We start from the raw sequence: 21,397 nt of genomic DNA, 5'->3' as shown, positions 1-21,397 counted from the left end.
GTGGAATTCGACTGGCACTGGATCCGCCCGCTGTGGTTGCTGGCGCTGCCGCTGGCCGCGCTGCCTTGGCTCGGGCGCAGGCACGCCCGGGGGCCGTGGGCGAAGGTCCTGGATCCCGCGCTGGCGCCGTTTCTGATCGACCGCCGCGGGACCCGGACCGGGTCGAACTGGCGGCTGATCTGTTCGCTGGCGCTGGCCCTTTGCCTGCTGGCGCTTGCGGGACCGGCCTACCGCCAGGTGCCGGTGACGGCCGTGCGCGGCGGCGATGCGCTGGTGGCGGTGCTCGACGTGTCGCGTTCCATGCTGGCGGCCGACCTGACGCCCACCCGCCTGGACCGCGCCCGGCTGAAGATCAAGGAAGGGCTGCGCATGCGCGCCGCCGGCCAGAACGGGCTGGTGGCCTTTTCCGGTCACGCCTTCACCGTCGCTCCGGTCACGACCGACGCGGCCACGCTGGTCAACCTGCTGGACGTGCTGGCGCCGGACGTGATGCCCAGCCGCGGCAGCGACGTGGCTTCGGCCCTGGTCAGGGGCCACCGCCTGCTGAACCAGGCGGACGCCCGCGACGGAACGGTGCTGCTGGTGACCGACGGATCCGGTGGCCGCAGGGCCGTGGACGCGGCCCGCGCGCTGCGCGCCGACGGCCACAGCCTGCTGGTCCTGGGCGCCGCCACACCCGAAGGCGCTCCGGTGCCCGACATGCGCGGCGGGTTTCTGCGCGACGACTGGGCGGGCCTTGTGGTGAGCCGGCCGGACGAGGACGAAATGCTGCGGCTGGCGCGCGAGGGCGGGGGCGGCTACCGGCGGATGACGGCCGACAACGGCGACTTGCGCGACTTGCTGGGCCGTACTCGAAGCGCCGGCGACGGCGGCCGGGGGGAGGGTTTGCAGGCCAGGCGCTGGCGCGACGAGGGCCCGCTGTTGCTTCTGTTCCTGCTGCCGCTGGCGGCGCTGGCCTTCCGCCGCGGCTGGGTCCTGGCGTTGGCTTTCGCCATGCCGCTTGGCGCTTATGCCGCGGACGGCTGGTTCACGACATCGGACCAGCAGGGCGTGCGCGCTTTCTCGAACAGCGAATATGCGCGGGCCGCCGAACTGTTCGACGATCCCGAGTGGCGTGCCGCCGCCCTGCACCGCCAGGGCCGCTTTCTTGAGAGCGCGGAAGTCCTGCGGGGCCTGAACGCGGTCTCGGCGCGGTACAACCGGGCCACGGCCCTGGCCCTGGCCGGCAATATCGAGACCGCGATTCGCCATTACGAAGAACTGCTGTTGGATCAGCCCGACCACGCCGACGCGCGCCATAACCTGGAGGTTCTCAAGCAGCTTGTCGACCCGCCGCCGGCGGTGAGCGAGCGGGCGGCCCAGCCACCGGAGGAGGCGCTGGAGGATCCGGCCGACCAGGCCGAGCGCGAGCAGCAGACACTGCCGCTGGCCGGCGACACGGAGCTTCCCGAGGGAGAGATGCTCCCGGAAAGCTCGCAGAGCTGGCTGCTGCAGGTCCCTGACGATCCCGGCGGGCTGTTGAGGCGCAAGTTCCTGCGTCAGTACAGGGCCGAAGGCGTGGACCAGGACGGCAATCCCCTGTGGCCGGGCGGCGAGGCCGAGCCATGGTAGGGCTGGGGCTGCTGCGCGCGGCAATGCCGCTCCTGGCGATCGCGGCATTGCCGCTGCTGAGCGCGAAGGCGCAGGCTCCGGCCGCGGAGAACCCGTTCGTCGTGCGTGCCGAGATCAGTTCCCGCAGCCCCTGGGAACGCTCGCAGGTGCTCTACACGGTGCGCGTTTTCCGTACCGCGGGCGCCCGCCGCTTCGGGCGCATCCGGCGGCTGAACGACCCCGTGCTGCTCCAGGGCGAGGCGCTCATCGAGCAGCTCGGAAACGACCGGCAGTACAACTTCCGCTCGGAAGACGCCGATTCGCTGGTGCTGGAGCGGCGCTATGCGCTGTATCCCCAGTCGACGGGTGAAATGCTGCTTCAGCCCGCGAGCCTGCAATGGATCGGCGAGGATTTCGGGTTCCGCACGCGCAGTTTCGTCCCGGATGCCGGGCCGGAACGATTCGTGGTGCGGGCCGTGCCGTCGCCCCCCGCCGGCCGTTGGCTGGCGGCGAGCGATGTGACCGTGTGGGAGGAGTTCGAGCGCGAGCCGGGCGAGCTGGTCGCGGGCGAGCCGCTGATCCGGCTGCTGGGGGTGCGGGTGGAGGGCCAGCCCGCGCGCCAGATACCCGAACTCCGGCCCGGCGACGGCCCGAATTTCCGTCACTTTGTCGAACGCGCCCGGTTCGAGGACACCGTTACCGCGGGCGGGCTGGTGGGCGTGCGCCGGCAGCGCGCGGCGCTGCTCGCCCTGCGCGCCGGCGACGTCGTGCTGCCGGCCATCCGGCTGAATTGGTGGAATACCACGACCGAGAGCTGGGAAACTTCCGAATTGCCCCGGCGCGTCCTGCAGGCGCAGGCGCCGATCGGGCAGGACGTCCTTCAGCCGGACGAATCGCCGCGGGAACCCGTTGGCCCCGCCGACTGGCTGGCGCCGCTGCTGGCGCTGGGCTGGTTCCTCACCGGAATCGCATGGTGGATTACGCACCGTCTTGGCGCGGGCCGCCGGCTGCGCCGGAGGATCAAGTCGGCCCTGGACCGCGACTCCCGCCGCCGGGATGCCGTGGCGGGCCCCCTGAAGGCGCTTGCCGCAGCGTGTCGGAGGAATGACGCCCGGCAGGTCGAGGAGGCCCTGCTGGCCTGGGCGCGGGCCTGGTGGTCCGGCGACGCTCCGCGCGACCTGGGCGAACTGGGCCGGCGCTTCGGCGAACCGGCCGAAACCGAATGCCGGCGCCTGTCCGCAGCTGTGTACGGGCCGGGCAGCCCGGACTGGAATGCCGAAGTGCTGCTGCGGGCTGCGCGCCGTCCGCCGTCCCTCGCGACGCGCACGGAACCGGGCGAAAGCAGGCTTCCGCCGCTTTGGCCGGGGAGCGCGGCCGAAAGCGGCTAAACTTGAGCGAGCATTCGTTTTCCGAAGTAATCGCCATGCGCAAGATCGATATCGTTCCTCCCACTGTTCGAGCCCGCCTTGAAGACCGCGACCGGACGCCCGCACGGGGCCGCTCGCTGACCGCGGGGTTCGCCTCCAGCCCGCTCGGCAGGCTGATGCTGGCGGAGGTGGACGGCGCGCTGTGCCGCGTCGGGTACGTCGATGCCCGGGAGCGAGGGCATGACCCTCGCGGCCGTCCCGCCCTCGAAGCCGACGAGGCCGAGAATCGGCAATGGCAACGGCTGGCGCGGCGCTGGCCCGGAGCCCGTCTTGAGCGCGACGACGAGTGGGCGCAGGGTCGGGCGGACGGCCTGTTTTCCTCCGGCGGCGGTTCGGTGGACGTGCTGTTGCGCGGAACGGCGTTCCAGCTGGCCGTCTGGAAGGCGCTGCTTGGGGTCCCCGCCGGCAGCACCGAGTCGTACGGCGGGCTTGCCCAACGCGTTCGCAAGCCCGGCGCCTCGCGGGCCGTGGGCGGGGCAATGAACGCCAATCCCGTTGCCTGGCTGGTGCCCTGCCATCGAATCGTGGCCGGTGACGGCGGCCTGTGCGGCTACGGCGGCGGCCTCAGCCGAAAACGCCGTCTGCTGGCCGCCGAGGGAATCGCCGCCGCATGACCTTCACCGGCGGCGCGCACAATGCCCTGGCCGCGATACCGGTGGTAAGCGGCGAGAAATACCGCACGCCACAGGGATTCAGCGCCGTCAGAAACGGCATGAAGCGGCGCGCAGCCCCGGAGCCGGACCGCGCCGGGCGCAAACCGCGCTGGCTGCGGGCGCAGCTGCCGTCGGGGTCGCGGTATCTGCGTCTTAAGGGCCTGATGCGGGAGCATCGGCTGGCCACCGTATGCGAGGAATCGCATTGTCCCAACATCGGCGAATGCTGGAACGCCGGCACGGCCACGCTGATGGTGATGGGCGGCGTCTGCACGCGCGCCTGCCGTTTTTGCGCGGTGGACACGGGCAATCCCTCCGGCTGGCTCGACGCCGAGGAGCCGGACAACGCCGCCGAGACCGTTCGCATCATGGACCTCGGCTATGTCGTGCTGACCTCGGTTGACCGCGACGACCTGCCCGACGGCGGCGCATCGCATTTCGCAAGCTGCGTTCGCGCCATCCGCCGCCGCAGTCCGAAGACGGCCGTGGAAGTGCTGACTCCGGATTTTCGCGGCAGCGAGGAGGCCGTGCGCACGGTGCTCGCAGCGAAGCCCGCGGTATTCGCCCATAACGTCGAAACCGTTCGCCGCCTGACATCGCGAGTGCGCGATCCGCGAGCAGGCTACGATCAGTCGCTGAAGGTGCTGAGAGCCGCCGCCCGTCACGGCGACGGCATCCTGACCAAGTCCGGCATCATGCTGGGTCTGGGCGAGCGCCCGGACGAGATCGCCCGCACCATGCGCGACCTGCGTCTGCAGGGCGCGTCGCTGCTGACGCTGGGGCAGTACCTGCGTCCCACCCGGCACCATCTGCCGGTGGAGCGTTACGTGCCGCCCGAGGAATTTGCCGACTGGCGCGAGTACGGATTGGCCGCGGGCTTCACCGAGGTCGTGGCCGGGCCGCTGGTGCGTTCGAGTTACCGGGCCGAGCGCGCCTTGATGGGAAACAATGCAGGGGTGGAATTGCAATCGATGAATCCCGCGCTCTCCCAGTGCAGTGTCTGACACGGCACTGGCCCCGAGACGCGGAGAAGGAGCAGCAAATGAAAAAACTGGCAGTATTTGTTCTGGCCCTGGCCGCGGTGGGCTGCGTCAGCGAGTCGTCGCTGCGCGTGGAAGCCAACACGCAATTTCAGCAGATGCGCCGGCAGATGCCGATCTCGCAGGACCCGGCCGAGCGCGCCTACATATTCTGCGTGGCGCAGGCGGTGCTGCGGGTGGTCGAGGAGCCCTACGCCAGCCGCGCCTGGGAAATCGAAGTGTTCGACCTGCCCGACGCCAACGCCTTCGCCATGCCAGGCGGGAAGATCGGCGTGTTCAACGGCATCCTTGACGTGGCTCAGGACCAGGACCAGCTTGCCGCGGTGATCGGGCATGAAATCGCCCACGTCACGCGCGAGCACCAGGTTGCGCAGGTCAACCGGGGGATGATGACCACCGGCGCGGCGGCGGTCGCCGGGGCCGCGATGCGCGTGCCGCAGCAGGACATGCAGGCGATCGCGCAGATCGGCCTGACCCTGCCGTTCAGCCGCAAGCACGAGCGCGAGGCCGACGATATCGGCCTGCTGTACATGGCCGATGCGGGGTTCGATCCGCGCGCCAGCGTCAACCTCTGGAAGAACATGGACGACAAGGCGGGCAGCGTGCGCCCGCCGCAGTTCCTGTCCACGCATCCGGCCCCCGAGGACCGCATGGGCAACCTGATTGGCCGGATGAGCGCGGCACTGGAACGGTATAACGCCGCCCAGGGCCGGGGCGTGCGTCCCGTTTGCGAATAAGCGGCGCCGCCGCGAAAAGCCCGCGGAATGATTCCGCTGAGCGATGAAAACAGGACCAGCCGCACGCCGGTCGTAAGTTACGCGCTGCTGGGCGCCATCCTGCTGGCCTTTCTGTGGCAACTGCAGGCCGGCAACGCAGCGGTCTACGCCTTCGGACTCATTCCCGCGCGCCTGGTTCACGGCGCTCTTCTGCCGCCGCAGCTCGAGTGGGCGCCGGCCTGGGCCACCGTCTTCACCTCGATGTTTCTGCACGGCGGCTGGCTGCACCTGGGAGGCAACCTGTTGTACCTGTGGATCTTCGGCGACAACGTGGAGGATGCGCTCGGCCGGGGGCGCTTCGTCGCCTTCTACCTTCTCTGCGGCGTGGCGGCGGCCCTGGTGCAGACGGTTTCCGAGACCACGTCCATGATTCCGATGATCGGCGCCAGCGGCGCCATATCCGGAGTGCTGGGCGCCTATATGCGGCTTTATCCGCACGCCCGGGTCCGGGTGCTGGTTCCGCTGTTCATCGTCTTCTACACGATGCGCGTGCCCGCGTGGATGGTGCTGGGCATCTGGTTCCTTTTTCAACTGGCTTCCAGCGCGATGATTCAGCCGGGACAGGGCGGTGTGGCGTTTTTCGCCCACATCGGCGGCTTTATTTCCGGACTGATTCTGGTAGGCTTGTTTATGCCGCGTCGCAAAGCGCGGCTTTGATTTCTTGAGGAAAAACTCTGGAGGAACACCATGGTCCGTTTGAACCTGGTACTTTTATCCGCGGCCCTGGCGCTGGCGGCTTGTGGAGGGGGCGCTCCGTCGGGCGACGACGCTGCGGCGGATAACGGCGCCGCGGCCGAGAGCATGCCCGCCGAGGAAGCGGCGCCGGCCGAGGCCATGCCGGCCGAAGAAGCCGATGCCGGCGACGCGATGTCCGAAGCCGGAGCCGATGAAGGCGCCGAAGGCGCCGAAAACGCCGAAGGCGCTGAAGACGGTGACGACGCTGGTGACAATGGCGCCGACGAAGCCGATGCCGGCGACGAAGGCGGTGACGAAGGCGGCGAGGAAGCTGCCGGCTGATTGATTCCGCGCTCGCATGGGCGGGGATCGCCCATGCGGCACGACAAGGGGAAGGGGACGTCCTTCGCGCATGGCGGTCCGGTTCACGGGCTGCTTGCCGGTGCGGGGTCCGGCCCACTTCCGCAACTGTGAATGGCGTTGCGCCCGCGCGTGGTTCGGGCCTGCGCCGCTTGAAAGTAGTGACTTCCTGAAACTGGAGATCCGAACATGAACCGATCCGTTATTGCCGCTGCAGCGGCCTTTGTTTTCATTACCGCTCCGGCCCTGGCGCCGGCCGAGGATGCGGGCGCTTCCTGGGATTCCGCCATGGCCGCCGTGCTCGCCGGCGATCATCGCGGCGCCAGCCGCAGCGGCGTGCCGAATTCGTCACGCGACGGCGCGCGCAATCCTGCCGAGACCCTGAAATTCTTGGGGCTTCAGCCCGACTCCAGCGTGGTGGAGATCTGGCCTTCCGGCGGTTGGTACACCGAGATCATTGCACCCTTCGTCGCCGAAAAAGGGCAGTTCTATGGAGCGCATTTCCCGGGCGGCACCGATATGGAGTTCTTCAATCGGGCACGTGACGCCTACAAAGCCAAGCTGGAAGCCAATCCCGAGGCCTACGGCAACGCCCAGATCACCGAGATGTACACGGGCAATATGGCGCTGGCGCCGGAACCCGTGGATATGGTGCTGACGTTCCGCAACGTCCACAACTGGATGTCCCGCGACTTTCAGGACGAGGTCATGCAGGGTTTCTACGATGCCCTCAAGCCTGGCGGTATTCTGGGAATCGTCGAACACCGCGGCACGCCGGGCAGCGAACAGGATCCGAAGGCCGAGTCCGGCTACGTGACCGAGGAATACACGATCGCACTGGCCGAGAAGGCCGGCTTCGTGCTGGAAGCGAAGTCCGAGATCAACGCCAACCCCAGGGACACGCGCGATCACCCCGAAGGCGTCTGGACGCTTCCGCCCACGTTGCGCCTGGGCGACGAGGACCGCGAGAAATACGTGGAGATCGGCGAGAGCGACCGCTACACGCTGCGCTTCCGCAAACCCGAAGCCTGATAGCACGTTCGTTCGCCGGGGCGCCGCGTCTTCGTTCGCCCCATGCCCGCCCGGAGACGCATGAACCCATCCCTGGGGCTCGGCGGCGGCTCCTGCCGCCGACGCTCCTGGCGGGCATGGGGCGAACGAAGACGCTAGAACGTGAGCCCGTCAGGTAATCGCCGAAGTCCAAGCCGCTACGGCACACGGCGGGATCGAAGCTCTAAAATACCGCGGCCATGATTCGTGCGGAGTCGCTGAGCAAACACTACGGCGCGATCAGAGCGGTTGACGGAATCTCCTTCACGATAGCGCCGGGGGAGATCGTCGGCCTGCTCGGTCCCAACGGCGCCGGCAAGACCACCACCATGCGCATGTGCGCGGGCTACCTGGCGCCCACCTCCGGCAGCGTGCAGGTGCACGGGTTCGACCTGCTGACCCAGACCATCGCCGCCCGGAAAACCTTCGGCTACCTGCCCGAGGGAGCGCCGCTGTGGGGCGAAATGACGCCGCGCGCATTCCTCGACTTCATCGCCGACGTGCGCGGGCTCGAGGGCGAGCGGCGCGCGCAACGCGTCGGCGAGGTGACGGGGCTGCTGCAACTGGAATCGGTGCTCGATCAGCGGATCGAGACCCTGTCGAAGGGATTCCGCCGCCGCGTCGGCCTGGCCCAGGCCATCCTTCACGACCCACCGGTGCTGCTGCTCGACGAACCGACCGACGGCCTGGACCCGAACCAGAAGCACGAAGTGCGCGAACTCATTCGCGGCATGTCCAGCGACAAGATCGTCGTGATCTCCACCCACATACTCGAGGAAGTCGAGGCGGTGTGCAGCCGCGCCATCATCATCGCCGCCGGGCGCATCGTCGCCGACGACAGCCCCGCGGCGCTGGCCGCGCAGTCGGACAGCAACCGCCTCGACCACGTGTTCCGCCGGATCACCACCGGCGAGTCGCGGGCCGGCGCGACTCGGGAGCGGTCATGAGCCACGTGCGGACCATTGCCCGCCGCGAGCTGCGCGCCTACTTCGCGACTCCGGTCGCCTATGTCTTCATCGTGATCTTCGTGGCGCTGAGCGGCGTGTTCACGTTCTATCTGGGCAATTTCTTCGAGCGCGAACAGGCCGACCTCACGCCGTTTTTCGGCTTTCATCCCTGGCTGCACCTGGTGCTGGCGCCGGCCGTTTCCATGCGCCTTTGGGCCGAGGAACGGCAGTCGGGCAGCGTGGAACTCCTGATGACGCTGCCGGTCGCGCCCTGGCAGGCGGTGCTGGGCAAGTTCCTGGCCGCCTGGTGCTTTATCGCAGTGGCGCTGGCGCTCACCTTCCCCACCTGGATCACGGTCAACTATCTCGGCGATCCGGACAACGGCGTGATCCTCGCCGCCTACTGCGGCAGTGTCCTGATGGCCGGCGCCTACCTGGCGATCGGCGCCTGCATTTCCGCCGCCTGCCGCAGCCAGGTGGTGGCGTTCGTCACGACGGTCGTCGTCTGCTTCGGGTTCCTGCTGGCCGGCTTCCCGCTGGTCCTGGACGCGTTCGCCGGCTGGGCGCCCGACGTGCTGGTGGACACGATCGCCTCGCTGGGCTTCCTCACGCATTTCAACGCGATCAGCAAGGGCGTGCTGGATGCCCGGGACATCCTGTATTTCCTGCTCGTGATCGCAGCCTTCCTCTACGCCAACGCCATCGTCCTCGACCTGGGAAGAGGGAATTAGGGACGACAGACGAATGACCCAGGGCATCAGACCGCGATACGGGCAGCTCGGACTCGGAGTCCTGCTGCTGGTGTTCCTGGCCGCCGTGGCGCTGGTCAACGTCGTATTCCGCGGAGCGCGCCTGGACCTCACCGAGGCCGGCCTCTACACGCTGTCGGAAGGCACGCGAAGTGTGCTGGAGGGCATTCCCGAACCGGTGCGGCTGTACTTTTTCATTTCCCGCGGCGGACTGTCCGACAGCCCAGGCCTGCGCGCCTGGGCGGACCGCGTGGAGGACATGCTCAACGAATTCGAAGCCCATTCGGACGGCCGGCTGGATGTGAGCGTCATCGATCCCGCGCCGTTTTCCGAGGACGAGGACCGCGCCGCGGCCTTCGGCCTGCAGGCCGTGCGCCTTCAGATCAGCGACGATCCGCTGTACTTCGGCGTGGCGGGCTCGAACGCCGTCGGCGACGAGGAGTTCATCGCCTTCATGGATCCGCAGCGCGAGCAGTTCCTCGAGTACGACCTCGCCAAGCTGGTCCATTCGCTGTCGCGCTCCGACGAACCGGTAGTGGGCCTGGTGAGCAGCCTGCCCCTGGCCGGCGGCTTCGATCCGATGCAGACTGCCGTGACGGAACCCTGGATCATCACGTCCCAGATCAGCGATCTGTTCGATCTCAGGTACCTCGACCTTATCGAGGACGAGATCGACGGGGAGCTGGATGTACTGATGCTCGTGCATCCCAAGGGCGCCACGCCCCGGCAGTTGTACGCGTTCGAACAGTACCTGTTCCGCGGCGGCCGGGCGCTGGTCTTCATCGATCCCCTGGCCGAGGCCGATCCCGCGAGCCCACCCGGCGGCCCGATGGCCGGCATGCCCGCCGACCGTTCGTCCAACCTGGAATTCCTGCTCGGCCATTGGGGCCTGGAAATGCCCGCGGAAACGGTGGTCGGGGACGGCCGCTACGCGCTGCGGGTCAGCGAGGTCGACGGCACCCTGGCCCGCCATCCAGCCTATATCGGCGTGGACCTGGCGGAAACGGACTCCGGCGAGGTCGTGACCGCCGAACTGGACGTGCTGAACCTGGGATTCGCCGGCTACCTCAAGGCGAGCGAGGAGGCCGCCCTTGAGGTCGTGCCCCTGGTCCGCTCGAGTTCCGACGCCGGGTTTCTGGATCCCAACCTGCTGGCCTTCACGCCCGACATCAACAGCCTGTGGTCCGGATTCAACCCGCAGGGCGAGGCCGTGACCTTTGCGGCCAGGCTGAGCGGCACGGTGGCCAGCGCCTTTCCGGAAGGGCGGCCCGAGGCGCCGGTGGATGAGGCGGAGGGCGAGGAGGACGAAGCGAACCCGTTTGCGGAAGCGATGGGAGAGGGCGAGACGCCCTCGCTCCCAGGGTCTTCCGGGGAGGGCGAAGGGGACGAACCGGAGTTACCGGAGCATATTGCCGAGGGCGAAGTGCAACTCATCGTGGTGGCGGACACCGACCTGTTATCGGATCGGATGTGGGCGCAGGCGCAAAGCCTTTTCGGCCAGCGCCTGGTGACCGCTTTCGCCAGCAACGGCGACTTTGTCGTCAACGCCCTGGATCAGCTGGCCGGAAGTTCCGATCTCATGAGTCTGCGCGGAAGGGCCGCCTTTTCCCGGCCCTTCGACCGAGTCGACGAGTTGCGTCTCGAGGCGGAAGCGCAATTCCGGCTCACCGAGGACCGGTTGCAGCAGGAACTGGTCAGCACGGAGAACCGCCTGGCGGAGCTGCAGGAAGCGCGCGATGACCAGTTCGCCCTCAGCCTCACGCCGGAGCAGGAAGCGGAGCTGGAGAAGTTCACCGACGAGCGCCTGCGCATACGCCGCGAGCTGCGCGAAGTCCGCCGCAACCTCGACTCCAGCATCCAGCGCCTGGGCGCATTTCTCAAGGTCATCAATATCGGGCTGATTCCGCTGCTGATCGGCGTCGGCGGACTGGCCGTGGCCCTCCTGCGCCGCCGCGGCCGGAAAGGGCGCGGATCGTGACCCGGCGCTCGCTCGTCGTTCTGGGCGTCGTCGGCGCCGTGCTGGTGGGGGTCCTGCTCCTGACGCGGCTGGACTTCCCGAGCGACGACTCGCTCGGCGCGCTGCATGCGCCGGGCCTGGCCGACCGGCTGGGCGAACTGGAATCGTTGCGGGTAACGCGCGCCGGCAACGAGGTCGTAGCCACCATCGAACGTTCCGATCGGGGCTGGGGAGTGGCCGAGAGGGGCGGGCACCCGGTGGACTTCGAACGCTTCCGGGGCAGCCTGCTCGCGCTGTCCGAGGCCCGCCGGGTGGAGAGGAAGACCGCGCTGTCCGAGTTCTACCCGCGGATCGGCGTCGAGGACGTCAGCGATCCGGACGCCGGCGGCTACCTGTTCGAACTCGGCTACGGCGGCAGTCGCCCGGAGGACCGTTTCATCCTGGGCAACCGGGCCGGCGCGGGAATGATCTACATCCGCACCGCCGGCGAGGAGCAGAGCTGGATGGTGAGCGCCGAACTGAGCCTTTCCGACGAGACGCGCGACTGGGTGGCCCGGGACATCATCGATCTCGGTTCCGGAGAAGTGCGCCGGGTAGAGCTGGACCGCGGCGAAGGCGACCGGCTGGAGATCGCCAAGGAGGACCGGGACGACATCAACTTCACGCCCCGGGACATTCCCGAGGGAAGGGAGCTGAGCTACGGCAGCGTGGCCAACAGCATCGCCGGCGCCCTGGCCAACGTCGAGGCCAACGACGTGCGCCCGGCCGCGGAAGTGGCCGCCCTGCCGCGCGCGGTCCGCGCTTTGTACGAGACCTTCGAAGGGCTGGAGCTGGAGCTGGACGTGCGCGAAGAACCGCCGGTCGAAGCGGGGGACGACGGGGCTGCCGGAGACGACGCCGACCCGCGCTACTGGGTGCTGTTCAGCGCCGGCGCCGCTGAAGCTGCCGATCAGGAAGAGCCGGCCGTCAGCGCCGGGGACGTGGTGCCGGAGACGTCGCCCGTTACGGCCGAGGAGCGGGCCGGCGAACTGAACGCCGCACTGGCGGGATGGGCCTACGAGCTTCCCGGCTACAAGAGCGATCAATGGTTCAAGAAAATGGACGATCTGCTCAGGGAAGACTAGGCGCGTATAGACTTCCGGCAGGGAAGCGCAGATGGACTCGCCCGGAACAATGGACTCGCTCGGAAACCTGATCTATGGACTGTCCATCTGGATCGTCCCACTGCTGCTCGCCATCACGCTGCACGAGGCCGCGCACGGCTACGCGGCGCTGAAGCTCGGCGACGACACGGCCCAGCGACTGGGCCGCATTTCCATCAATCCCCTGCGCCACATCGACCCGATCGGCACCGTGGCCATGCCCCTGATCCTGCTGGCCCTGTCCGGCGGCAGCTTCATGTTCGGCTACGCCAAGCCGGTTCCTGTGGCCTTCCACCGCCTGCGCAATCCGCGCATCGACATGGTGAAGGTGGCGGCGGCGGGTCCGGCGTGCAACCTGCTGCAGGCCTGGGTCGCCGCCCTGCTGCTGCACGCCGCCGGCGGGCCGCTGACCTCCGCCCTCGACGCCTGGCTGGTGGACGTGCTGCAGATGGCCATCTACTTCAACGTGCTGCTGGCCGTCTTCAACATGCTGCCCCTGCCGCCTCTGGACGGCGGCCGGGTGGCCGTGGGACTGTTGCCGAACTCGCTGGCGGCGCCCCTGGCGCGCCTGGAGCGGCACGGGTTCGCGATCCTGCTGCTGCTGTTGTTCGTGCTGCCCTGGCTGGGCGCCCAGATGGGCAGGAACTGGAGCATTTTCCAGACCGTCATCATTCCCGTTACGCGATCGATCCGGCAACTGGTCCTGCTGCTGGCCGGCCACTTCTGAGAGCGGCCTGTGCAGACCCCGCCTTCCCGTGATGAGGACCTGACGACAACGATCGAAGATCGTATCAATCATTACGCGGCGCTGCCCTTTCCCCAAAGTCTGTACATAGGGGAAGACGGGCGCTTGCTTGGTATGTGGATCATGGGCAACAACTACCAGGTTCGCAGTGGCTACTACGGCGGTTATCCCGCCGGGTATCTGAGGCGGATCAAGGCCCTTTTCCCGGAAAAGCAAAAGGTCCTTCACCTGTTCTCGGGGCGGGTGGACCTGTCCGTTCTTCCGGGCGATACCGTGGACCTGAATCCGGATCTCGAGCCGACCTATCTTGACGACGCGCAAAAGCTGGCGGGCGTTCCCGTTGACCAATACGATCTGATTCTTGCCGATCCACCCTACTCCATAGAGGATGCGGACCACTATCAGCCCACGATGGTGAAGCGCAATCTGGTGATGCGCGCCCTCGGGCGGAAGGCATCGGCGGGAACGCATGTCGTGTGGCTGGACCAGGTGCTGCCGATGTATCGGAAAGACCAATGGCGCATTGTCGGCCTGATCGGGATGGTCAAGAGCACGAATCACCGGTTTCGCGTTGTTGTGATCTTCGAGAAGATATGACACCGCCGATACTGGAAGGTACACGGCGGAACGCGCGGCCGTGGGCGGCAACGACCCGGTGAATCCGAAAACCGCGAAAAGGGCGAATTTCCCCCTGCGCGGGCTGCGCTACAATCAGATACCCGACCTTCTTTGAGGAGGCAGATCATGTATATCAATTTCTGGTACGCCGCGGAGCGTTCCGAAAAGCTCACTGCCGACAAGCCGATTCGCGTTCGCATGCTCAGCCACGAATTCGTGCTGTTCCGCGACTCCAAAGGCAAGGCGCATTGTCTCAGTGACACCTGTATCCACCGCGGGGCGGCGCTGTCCGGCGGCAAGGTCATGGGCGACTGCGTGCAGTGCCCCTATCACGGCTGGCAGTACGACGGCAGCGGACGCTGCGTAAGCATCCCCTCGCTCGGTCCCGAAGGCCGCAAGAAGGTGCCGCCGCGCGGCCAGGTGGACGGCTATCCCACAGAGGAGCGCTACGGCCTGATCTTCGTGTTCCTCGGCGACCTGCCGGAAGAGGAGCGTCCGCCCATCATGCCGATTCCCGAGTGGGGCAAGGACGGCTGGCGGGCCAACACGATGGACTACCACTGGAACGCCAATTACGAGCGCGCGGTGGAGAACGGCCTGGACCCGGCCCACAACGAATTCGTGCATCCCACCCACGGCTACTCCGGCGAGCGCGCGGAGTACAAGGTCAACGAGTTGCGGATCGATCACCATGACCATGGGTTCGAGTTCATGCACACTTTCCAGTCGCCGCCGCTCAAGAACTGGCTGATGAAGAGGATCCGCAACTACGACGGTCCGCTGGACGCGGGCTCCGGCCACCACGGACCGAACGGCCTCTACACCTACATCCACCTCACGCCCACCAAGTGGTTCCACCAGTACGTCTGGGAGACTCCGGTGGACGAGCACTACCTGCACACCTTCCTGGTGTCCATGCGCAACTGCATGATCCCCAAGAACAAGTGGTTCCTGAAGATCGCCGACGACAACATGGACAAGCGCAACTTCGCGATCGCCGAGCAGGACCGCACGGTGATCGAGAAGCTCGACCCGGTGTGCACGCCGGCCGAACGCAGCACCCGCGAGTTGCTGATGCCGGCCGACAAGGTGATCTGGCTTTACCGGGAGCGCCTGCAGCAGTGGGACGACATGGGCTGGCGCATCGACGCCGACGAGCTCAAGCGCATGCGGGCGAAACGCAACGTGGTCTATGCGATTCCGTCGCCGGCGCGGCGCAAGTCGCAGGCCTGGGTGCTGGACCCGGTGCCGTTAGTGGAGCCCAGGCCCACCGCCCAACCCCTGCGCGCCGTCGGCGCCTAAACAGCCGGGCCTCGGCCCTCGCCCTTTTCTGCGTCACCCCTTCTGGGGAGGCGCCATCCTGGCTCGGTTCCGCTGTTCGCGCTTCCTCGCCCTTCGTTCGTCCCCCTCCTCGTTGGAGACGCCATCCCTGGCTCGTTTCTCGCTGTCCCTGCTCCAACGCTCCCACGAGGAGGGGGACGAACGAAGGGCTTTAGTGGGCGGTCGCGGGGCTTTAGCTGGCGGCTTCGAAGAGTTCGCGGCCGATCAGCATGCGGCGGATTTCGGAGGTGCCGGCGCCGATCTCGTAGAGCTTGGCGTCGCGCAGCAGGCGCCCGGTCGGATACTCGTTGACGTAGCCGCTGCCTCCCAGTAGCTGGATCGCGTCCAGCGCGACGCGAGTGGCCCTCTCGGATACGAACAGAATGCAGGCGGCGGCGTCCTTTCGTGACGCGTCGCCGCGGTCGCAGGCGCTGGCGACTTCATACGCATAGGCGCGGCAGGCGCCGGTCGCCGCGTACATGTCCGCCAGCTTGCCCTGCACGAGCTGAAAGGAACCTATGGGCTCGCCGAACTGCCTGCGTTCGCGCGTATACGGCACCGCCACGTCCAGGCAGGCCTGCATGATGCCGACGGACCCGGCGGCCAGTATCGCGCGTTCGTAGTCCAGTCCCGACATCAGGATCCCGACGCCCTCGTTGATTTCCCCGAGCAGGTTCTCCTCGGGCACGGCGCAGTTTTCGAACACGAGCTCGCAGGTGTCGGAGCCGCGCATGCCGAGCTTGTCCAGCTTCGGTCCGGTCGAGAATCCATCAAAGCCTCTCTCCACGATAAACGCGGACAGGCCGTGGGAGCCCGCATCCGGATCCGTCCTGGCATAGACGACGAAGGTTTCGGCCACGGGTCCGTTGGTGATCCACATCTTGTTGCCGTTGAGGAGGAAGTGGTCCGGCTTTCTTTCGGCCCGCAGCTTCATCGACATGACGTCGGAGCCCGCGCCCGCCTCGGACATGGCCAGCGCCCCCACGTGCTCTCCCGAAATCAGCCGGGGAAGATATTTCGCTTTCTGCGCGCGGGTGCCGTGCAGGCTGATCTGGTTGACGCAGAGATTCGAATGCGCGCCGTAGGACAGCCCTACCGAGCCGGAACCGCGGGAAATCTCCTCCATGACCACGCAATGGGCGAGATAGCCCAGCCCGGCGCCGCCGAACTCCTCCTCCGCCGTAATGCCCAGGACCCCCAGTTCGCCCAGCTCAGGCCAGAGATCGCGCGGAAATTCATTGTCGGAATCGATCTGCGCGGCCCGCGGCGCCAGCCGGTCCGCCACCCAGCGCGCGACAACTTCGCGCATCTCCTCGATCATCACGACGTATTCAAGACGCCCTGGCGGCAAAGGCTGCGTTACGTGGAGGGCGAGGACGCCCTCCCGCCCAGCGAGACGCGCGGTTGCCGGCGCGTGCGGCGGGCGCGGGAGCGCCTGCTCAGGTCGCCGCCGATCGCCATGACGCAGGGCACGTATACCAGCACCAGCGGCGGCGCCAGCGCCAGTCCGAACACCAGCGTGATCGCCAGCGGCTGCACCAGTTGCGCCTGAAGGCTGCCTTCGAAAAGGATGGGCGTAACGCCCACGATCGTGGTCATGCTGGTCATCAGCACCGGCCGCAGGCGCTCCTGCGCGCCGTGCACCAGCGCATCCATCATCGACTCGCCCTCGTCGCGGTGGCGCTGCACGGCCGATACCAGGATGATCGAGTCGTTCACGAGCACGCCGGCCAGCCCCAGCAGGGCAACCAGGCTGAACATGCTCAGGTTGAAGCCGAACGCCAGGTGGCCCAGGATCGCCCCCACCAGTCCGAAGGGAATCACGCTCATCACCACCAGCGGCATTGCGTAGCGGGCGAACACCCAGGCCAGCACGATGTAGATGCTGCCGAGGGCCACCATCGCCGCCATCTGGAAGTCCTCCAGCGCCATCTGCTGCTGCTCGGCGCGTCCCAGAAAGTTGATCGCGACGCCATACCGTTCCCGTATCGTGCGCATGACGCCCTGTTCCTGCATGGCGCGTATCACCTGCCCGCTGGTCGTCATCGTGGGGTTGATGTCGGCCGACACCGTGACCTGGCGCACTCCGTCGGTGCGCCGGATCTGGGAGAAGCCCACCCGCTGGCGCAGGTCCACGACTTCGGTCAGCGGCGCTTCCACGCCCGAGCGGGAGCGCAGGTAAAGACTGCGCAGGCCGGCCTCGCCCGGTCCCGCTTCCGGCAGCTTCACCAGCACCCGCAGTTCTTCCTCGTCGCGCGGAACCCGGTCGGCCAGCGCCCCTTCGTAGGCGTTGCGCACCTGGCGCGCGACCTCGGCCGCGCTGAATCCCATGGCTTCTCCGGCCGGCGTGATCTCCAGCAGGACTTCCTGCTTGCCGCGCGGCAGGTCGTCGTCCACCGAGTCCACGCCCGGTACCGCCGACAGCCATCCGGCCGCATAGACGGCGGCCGCCTTCATGTCCTCCAGGCTGGCGCCGGAGAGGCTCAGTTCCACGTCATTGCCCGGCGGCCCCGCCACCTGCCGGGAGAAGAAAATGAGTTTTTCGACGCCGGGAGAACGCGTGACCTCGCGCTTCCATGCCTCGATGAACGCCTCGTTGCGCACCTCGCGCGTATCGCCGGGCGCCAGTTCGAGCGTATACACGCCCAGGTGGTCGGCGCTGACCTCCAGCGGCGCGTTCCCCACGCCGGGATCGCGCGTGGCCACCGAGCCCACGCCGAAGGCGATCAAATCGCCGGGCGCATAGCCGAGACTGCGCTCGGCGGCCCGCGATGACCTGCCGAGTTCGGCCACCATGACTTCGGATTCGCGCCGCGGGGCCCCGGGGGTGAAGGAGAAATTGGCGAACACCAGGTCGGATTCCGGCGCCGGGAAGAAGTCGAAACCCAATCTTCCGGTGGTCATCATCGTGATCGACAGAAGGAACAGGCAAATCGCGGTGGTCACGCTCGCGTAGCGTTGCCGCAGCGCCGTCTTGAGCAAGCGGCTGAACGCGCCCCGGCGGAAGCGCGCGAAGCCCTCGTCGAAGCGGATGCGCCAGGGCGCCGGCTTGCCCTGCTTGGTCAACGCCGTGCGCAGGTGCATGGGCAACACCAGGAAGCACTCCACAAGGCTGGCTGCAATTACGAAGCCCAGCGTGAGCGGAAGTTCCTTGACGACGCTGCCCACTTCCTCCTGGACCAGCAGTATCGGCAGGAATGCCGCCAGCGTGGTGAGCGACGCGGCCAGAACCGGCGGAAACATGACGCGCGCCGCACGTTCGGCGGCCTCGCCTCCCGGTACGCCAGCGTTGTAGAGGGTGCCGGCGTGTTCGGACACCACGATGGCGTCGTCGACGATGATGCCGATGCCCATGATCAGCGCGAACATGCTGATCATGTTGAGGCTCAGTCCGATGGCCGCCATGCCGGCCATCGCCGCGAGGAACGAGATCGGGATGCCGATGGCGACCCAGAAGGCCGGCCGTCCGCCCAGGAATATGTAAAGCACCGCCAGCACCAGCAGCAGCCCGCCGGCGCCGTTGACCAGCAGCATGTTCACGCGCTGGGTCACCTGGTCGGCGAAGACGTCGAACAGTTCCACCTTGAGGCTGGCGGGAGCGGTGGCGCGGAATTCGTCCAGGTACGACTCAACCCCCTGCTGCGCCAGCATCGAATCCACGCCGCGGCTGCGCCTGACGTTCATGTTTATCGAGGCATGCTCTCCGACCTTCCGGGCCACCTCGCCGTCGGCCGCAGTTTCGTGGATCCGCGCGATGTCCTTCAATTGCAGCCGTTCGCCGGACTCGTTGGAAAGGACTTCCAGTTCGCCGAGTTCGGCCGCCGTGCGGGCCCGCCGTTCGCTGCGAATCTGGCGCGAGATGCGGTCGGTATCGAGCGTCCCGCCGGGCAGGTCGAGGCTGGAGCGCGCGATGCGCTGGGCGATGTCCTCCAGCGTCAGGTCAAGCCGCCGCAGGGTCTCCGCGGGCACTTCCACCCGAAGCTCGCTCTTGCGCAGGCCGCTCATGCGGATCGAACTGACGCCCCGCTGCAGCAGGGCGTTGCGGATTTCCCAGGCGTACGCCTTCAGCGCGCTCTCCGTGAACGGGCCGGAAATCTCGATATTGCAAATGACCTCGGTGGGCGTCAGCAGCCGGACTATGGGGCGTTCCATTTCCTGGGGGAAGGTCGCCACCCGCGCCACCGCCGACTGCACGTCGGTGAGGGCCTTGGCCATGTTGCTGCCGTAATCGAAGTCCAGCTGGACCACGGCGCGTCCCTCGAAGGAGGTGGCATAGACCCGGTCCAGGTTGTCCAGAAGCATGAACTCGCGTTCCATGGGCTCGATCACGTTCGACTCGATGTCCTGGGTGCTGGCGCCGGGCCAGGTGATGTCGATCTGGATCTGTTCCAGCGTGAAATCGGGCATGAGCTGGCGGTTGAGCTGAGTGAGTCCCAGCAGCCCGAACAGGATCATCAGCGCCATCAGCAGGTTGCCGGCCACCTTGTGGCGAGCGAAGAAGACGAGCATGCGGTTGGCGGCCATATCGGTTCGGTCCGATTACTCGACGACCACCGCCCGGGCGTTCTCGCCGGCTTCGCGGAGCTGGGTGATGACCACCTGCTCGCCGTCCCTGAGCGCATTCTCCTGTGCCCTGCCCAGCAACATCAATTCGCCGTCGTAGCCGTGCAGTTCGACAAGCCGGGACTTCAGCCGCCCGCTCTCGACCACGAACACCTGGTCCTCGCCGTACAGCGCGGTCTCCGGGATCGCCGCGACGGCGGGATAGAGCCGGTCGTCGAGTTCGATCCGCACGAAGGCGCCGGGGCGGAGCGGGGTGTCGATCGAGGTGTCGAGCAATTCCGCGAAGACCCGCACGCCGCCGCTGGCCGCGGCGATCTCGCCGCCCAGCCGTTCAATCCGCGCGCCGTATTCCAGTTCGACTTCGCCGACCTTCCAGAAGATCCGCGCCGGCCGGCCCATCAGGCTTCCCTCGGACATCAGCCGGCCATACTGTTCGTTGGAAAGGGGGAATCCCACCTCCAGCGACGCCGGGTCCACGATGCGCGCCACACGGTCCGAGGTGGACAACTGTTTGCCCAGGTTGGCGTTCACGTCCACCAGGACGCCGTCGTACGGCGCCACCAGCCGGGTGTCGCGCAGGTCCCGCTCGGCCCGCCGCGCGGCTGCCTGACTGCGCTCCAGGCCGGCACGCGCCATTTCCAGCTCCAGTTCCGCGGTGTCCCGCTGCTGGGCCGAGACGTTGCCCTCGGCGTACAGCGCCTCGATGCGCTCCATGTCCTGCTCTTTCAGGCGCAACTGCGCTTCGGCCTCGGCCGCGGCGGCGCTCTGCTCCGCCAGCGCAATCTCGTAGTCGAACGGATCGACGCGCACCAGCAGTTCGCCTTCCGCGACCCTGGCGCCTTCCCGGAAGTTTTCCCCGACCACCGCGATCGGCCCGGGCGTCAGCGCCCTGAGTTCGCTCTCGCGCCCGGCGACGATTTCGCCGTACAGTTCGAGCACCGGGCGCAGGTCCTGGAACCGCGCGACGGCGACCCGCACCGGCCACCGGATTTCCGCCTGCTCGACCGGCGCCATGCTGGGGCGCGTGATCACCAGCAGGGCGATGAGTCCGGCGGTGATCATGGCGATCAGCAGCGGAAGGGTTATGCGTCGCATGGGGCCTTATTTTCCACCATAATTCCAATAAACCAATTCGCCCCAGCCCGTCCTCCCGGATTCGCACCGAAGCGCACCAGCGGGAGCGTCGATTCTTGCCCCTGCCTGCAGGGAGTATTGGAGCCAGGGATGGCGGAGCAAGCTCCATGGATGGATTCATGCGTCTCCCGGCAGGCAGGGGCAAGAATCGACGCGGGCTGCGGGTTGACATCGGCAAAGTCGTTGTGACATGATGGGACGTTACGTCCACGGAGGGGTACCCAAGCGGTCAACGGGGGCAGACTGTAAATCTGCTGGCTCAGCCTTCGTAGGTTCGAATCCTACCCCCTCCAGTTTGCGAGGTGGTGGCTCCCCTGGATCTCTTGAGTACCCGGCCGGGAATGGACACAACAGGGCTTGCGGAGCATTGCGGGCGTAGTTCAATGGTAGAACCTCAGCCTTCCAAGCTGATGATGTGGGTTCAATTCCCATCGTCCGCTCCAAACGGAAGGGGGTATACGTCGCCCACATAGCTCAGTCGGTAGAGCACTTCCTTGGTAAGGAAGAGGTCACCGGTTCAAGTCCGGTTGTGGGCTTTTTTTGCAACCTGATCAACACGCTACGCGCGGGCGCGCGCGATCCGGAAAGGAGAAGTCATGGCCAAGGCGAAATTTGAGCGTACCAAGCCGCATGTGAACGTGGGGACGATTG

At 67.1% G+C, this 21,397-nt stretch carries 18 protein-coding genes and 3 tRNA genes; 18 read left to right on the top strand and 3 right to left on the bottom strand.

The window, feature by feature from the left end; translation table 11 throughout:
* The 15 genes from F4036_07625 to F4036_07555 all read left to right on the top strand — a co-directional run bounded on the left by F4036_07625 (position 1) and on the right by F4036_07555 (position 15,031).
* A complete protein-coding gene (locus F4036_07625; protein ID MYK37603.1) occupies positions 1 to 1,611 on the top strand; it encodes a VWA domain-containing protein in 1,611 nt (536 codons plus the stop codon).
* On the top strand, positions 1,605 to 2,978 hold the full coding sequence (locus F4036_07620; GenBank protein ID MYK37602.1) for a protein BatD: 1,374 nt from the start codon (positions 1,605 to 1,607) through the stop codon (positions 2,976 to 2,978). Before F4036_07625 ends, F4036_07620 begins: the two co-directional genes overlap by 7 nt.
* Before the next feature lie 35 nt (positions 2,979 to 3,013).
* Complete coding sequence (locus tag F4036_07615) at positions 3,014 to 3,631, top strand: methylated-DNA--[protein]-cysteine S-methyltransferase (GenBank protein ID MYK37601.1); 618 nt, start codon at positions 3,014 to 3,016, stop codon at positions 3,629 to 3,631.
* The gene (gene lipA, locus F4036_07610; protein ID MYK37600.1) at positions 3,628 to 4,674 is read left to right on the top strand and encodes a lipoyl synthase; all 1,047 of its coding nucleotides are present in this window, start codon (positions 3,628 to 3,630) and stop codon (positions 4,672 to 4,674) included. Before F4036_07615 ends, lipA begins: the two co-directional genes overlap by 4 nt.
* A 38-nt stretch (positions 4,675 to 4,712) precedes the next feature.
* The gene (locus tag F4036_07605; GenBank protein ID MYK37599.1) at positions 4,713 to 5,447 is read left to right on the top strand and encodes a M48 family metallopeptidase; all 735 of its coding nucleotides are present in this window, start codon (positions 4,713 to 4,715) and stop codon (positions 5,445 to 5,447) included.
* Positions 5,448 to 5,474: 27 nt separating this feature from the next.
* Positions 5,475 to 6,143, top strand: coding sequence for a rhomboid family intramembrane serine protease (locus tag F4036_07600; GenBank protein MYK37598.1), 669 nt, complete (start codon positions 5,475 to 5,477; stop codon positions 6,141 to 6,143).
* A 30-nt stretch (positions 6,144 to 6,173) separates the two neighbouring features.
* Complete coding sequence (locus F4036_07595) at positions 6,174 to 6,503, top strand: hypothetical protein (GenBank protein ID MYK37597.1); 330 nt, start codon at positions 6,174 to 6,176, stop codon at positions 6,501 to 6,503.
* A 207-nt stretch (positions 6,504 to 6,710) separates the two neighbouring features.
* Entirely contained in the window at positions 6,711 to 7,553 is an 843-nt protein-coding gene (locus F4036_07590) for a class I SAM-dependent methyltransferase (protein MYK37596.1), read from the top strand.
* A 218-nt stretch (positions 7,554 to 7,771) separates the two neighbouring features.
* Positions 7,772 to 8,518 carry an ATP-binding cassette domain-containing protein gene (locus tag F4036_07585; protein MYK37595.1) on the top strand — a complete coding sequence of 249 codons (747 nt, stop codon included), beginning with the start codon at positions 7,772 to 7,774 and terminating at the stop codon, positions 8,516 to 8,518.
* On the top strand, positions 8,515 to 9,249 hold the full coding sequence (locus F4036_07580; GenBank protein MYK37594.1) for an ABC transporter permease subunit: 735 nt from the start codon (positions 8,515 to 8,517) through the stop codon (positions 9,247 to 9,249). The genes F4036_07585 and F4036_07580 overlap by 4 nt, the downstream gene beginning before the upstream one ends.
* A 13-nt stretch (positions 9,250 to 9,262) precedes the next feature.
* Positions 9,263 to 11,245: an ABC transporter gene (locus F4036_07575; GenBank protein MYK37593.1), complete on the top strand. Its 1,983-nt coding sequence runs from the start codon at positions 9,263 to 9,265 to the stop codon at positions 11,243 to 11,245.
* Complete coding sequence (locus F4036_07570) at positions 11,140 to 12,348, top strand: DUF4340 domain-containing protein (protein MYK37592.1); 1,209 nt, start codon at positions 11,140 to 11,142, stop codon at positions 12,346 to 12,348. Before F4036_07575 ends, F4036_07570 begins: the two co-directional genes overlap by 106 nt.
* 49 nt (positions 12,349 to 12,397) lie before the next feature.
* Positions 12,398 to 13,093, top strand: coding sequence for a site-2 protease family protein (locus F4036_07565; GenBank protein MYK37591.1), 696 nt, complete (start codon positions 12,398 to 12,400; stop codon positions 13,091 to 13,093).
* Positions 13,094 to 13,102: 9 nt separating this feature from the next.
* Positions 13,103 to 13,708 carry a hypothetical protein gene (locus F4036_07560; protein MYK37590.1) on the top strand — a complete coding sequence of 202 codons (606 nt, stop codon included), beginning with the start codon at positions 13,103 to 13,105 and terminating at the stop codon, positions 13,706 to 13,708.
* Positions 13,709 to 13,855: 147 nt separating this feature from the next.
* Positions 13,856 to 15,031: an aromatic ring-hydroxylating dioxygenase subunit alpha gene (locus F4036_07555; protein ID MYK37589.1), complete on the top strand. Its 1,176-nt coding sequence runs from the start codon at positions 13,856 to 13,858 to the stop codon at positions 15,029 to 15,031.
* Positions 15,032 to 15,242: 211 nt separating this feature from the next.
* On the opposite strand, the gene F4036_07550 is transcribed toward F4036_07555, so the two are convergent.
* From F4036_07550 to F4036_07540, 3 genes are read right to left on the bottom strand one after another with little or no spacing between them, the layout of a single operon-like run.
* A complete protein-coding gene (locus F4036_07550) occupies positions 15,243 to 16,370 on the bottom strand; it encodes an isovaleryl-CoA dehydrogenase (GenBank protein MYK37588.1) in 1,128 nt (375 codons plus the stop codon).
* A 38-nt stretch (positions 16,371 to 16,408) separates the two neighbouring features.
* Positions 16,409 to 19,573: an efflux RND transporter permease subunit gene (locus tag F4036_07545; GenBank protein ID MYK37587.1), complete on the bottom strand. Its 3,165-nt coding sequence runs from the start codon at positions 19,571 to 19,573 to the stop codon at positions 16,409 to 16,411.
* 15 nt (positions 19,574 to 19,588) lie between these two features.
* Positions 19,589 to 20,707 carry an efflux RND transporter periplasmic adaptor subunit gene (locus F4036_07540; GenBank protein ID MYK37586.1) on the bottom strand — a complete coding sequence of 373 codons (1,119 nt, stop codon included), beginning with the start codon at positions 20,705 to 20,707 and terminating at the stop codon, positions 19,589 to 19,591.
* Positions 20,708 to 20,957: 250 nt separating this feature from the next.
* Between F4036_07540 and F4036_07535 the strand changes: the two genes are divergently transcribed.
* From F4036_07535 to F4036_07525, 3 genes are all read left to right on the top strand, one after another.
* A tRNA-Tyr gene (locus F4036_07535) sits at positions 20,958 to 21,039 on the top strand.
* A 76-nt stretch (positions 21,040 to 21,115) separates the two neighbouring features.
* Positions 21,116 to 21,189: transfer RNA gene (locus F4036_07530), tRNA-Gly, on the top strand.
* Positions 21,190 to 21,209: 20 nt separating this feature from the next.
* A tRNA-Thr gene (locus F4036_07525) sits at positions 21,210 to 21,282 on the top strand.
* Positions 21,283 to 21,397: the final 115 nt, after the last annotated feature.

The organism is Gammaproteobacteria bacterium (assembly GCA_009845905.1).
Classification (GTDB): Bacteria; Pseudomonadota; Gammaproteobacteria; order Steroidobacterales; family Foliamicaceae; genus Foliamicus.
This window is presented reverse-complemented; position numbering and strand designations above follow the sequence as displayed.

Coding starts and splice junctions, on each gene's coding strand:
- F4036_07620 (MYK37602.1), top strand. CDS start 1,605: ATGGTAGGGCTGGGGCTGCTGCGCGCGGCAATGCCGCTCCTGGCGATC.
- F4036_07615 (MYK37601.1), top strand. CDS start 3,014: ATGCGCAAGATCGATATCGTTCCTCCCACTGTTCGAGCCCGCCTTGAA.
- lipA (MYK37600.1), top strand. CDS start 3,628: ATGACCTTCACCGGCGGCGCGCACAATGCCCTGGCCGCGATACCGGTG.
- F4036_07605 (MYK37599.1), top strand. CDS start 4,713: ATGAAAAAACTGGCAGTATTTGTTCTGGCCCTGGCCGCGGTGGGCTGC.
- F4036_07600 (MYK37598.1), top strand. CDS start 5,475: ATGATTCCGCTGAGCGATGAAAACAGGACCAGCCGCACGCCGGTCGTA.
- F4036_07595 (MYK37597.1), top strand. CDS start 6,174: ATGGTCCGTTTGAACCTGGTACTTTTATCCGCGGCCCTGGCGCTGGCG.
- F4036_07590 (MYK37596.1), top strand. CDS start 6,711: ATGAACCGATCCGTTATTGCCGCTGCAGCGGCCTTTGTTTTCATTACC.
- F4036_07585 (MYK37595.1), top strand. CDS start 7,772: ATGATTCGTGCGGAGTCGCTGAGCAAACACTACGGCGCGATCAGAGCG.
- F4036_07580 (MYK37594.1), top strand. CDS start 8,515: ATGAGCCACGTGCGGACCATTGCCCGCCGCGAGCTGCGCGCCTACTTC.
- F4036_07575 (MYK37593.1), top strand. CDS start 9,263: ATGACCCAGGGCATCAGACCGCGATACGGGCAGCTCGGACTCGGAGTC.
- F4036_07565 (MYK37591.1), top strand. CDS start 12,398: ATGGACTCGCTCGGAAACCTGATCTATGGACTGTCCATCTGGATCGTC.
- F4036_07555 (MYK37589.1), top strand. CDS start 13,856: ATGTATATCAATTTCTGGTACGCCGCGGAGCGTTCCGAAAAGCTCACT.
- F4036_07550 (MYK37588.1), bottom strand. CDS start 16,370: ATGATCGAGGAGATGCGCGAAGTTGTCGCGCGCTGGGTGGCGGACCGG.
- F4036_07545 (MYK37587.1), bottom strand. CDS start 19,573: ATGGCCGCCAACCGCATGCTCGTCTTCTTCGCTCGCCACAAGGTGGCC.
- F4036_07540 (MYK37586.1), bottom strand. CDS start 20,707: ATGCGACGCATAACCCTTCCGCTGCTGATCGCCATGATCACCGCCGGA.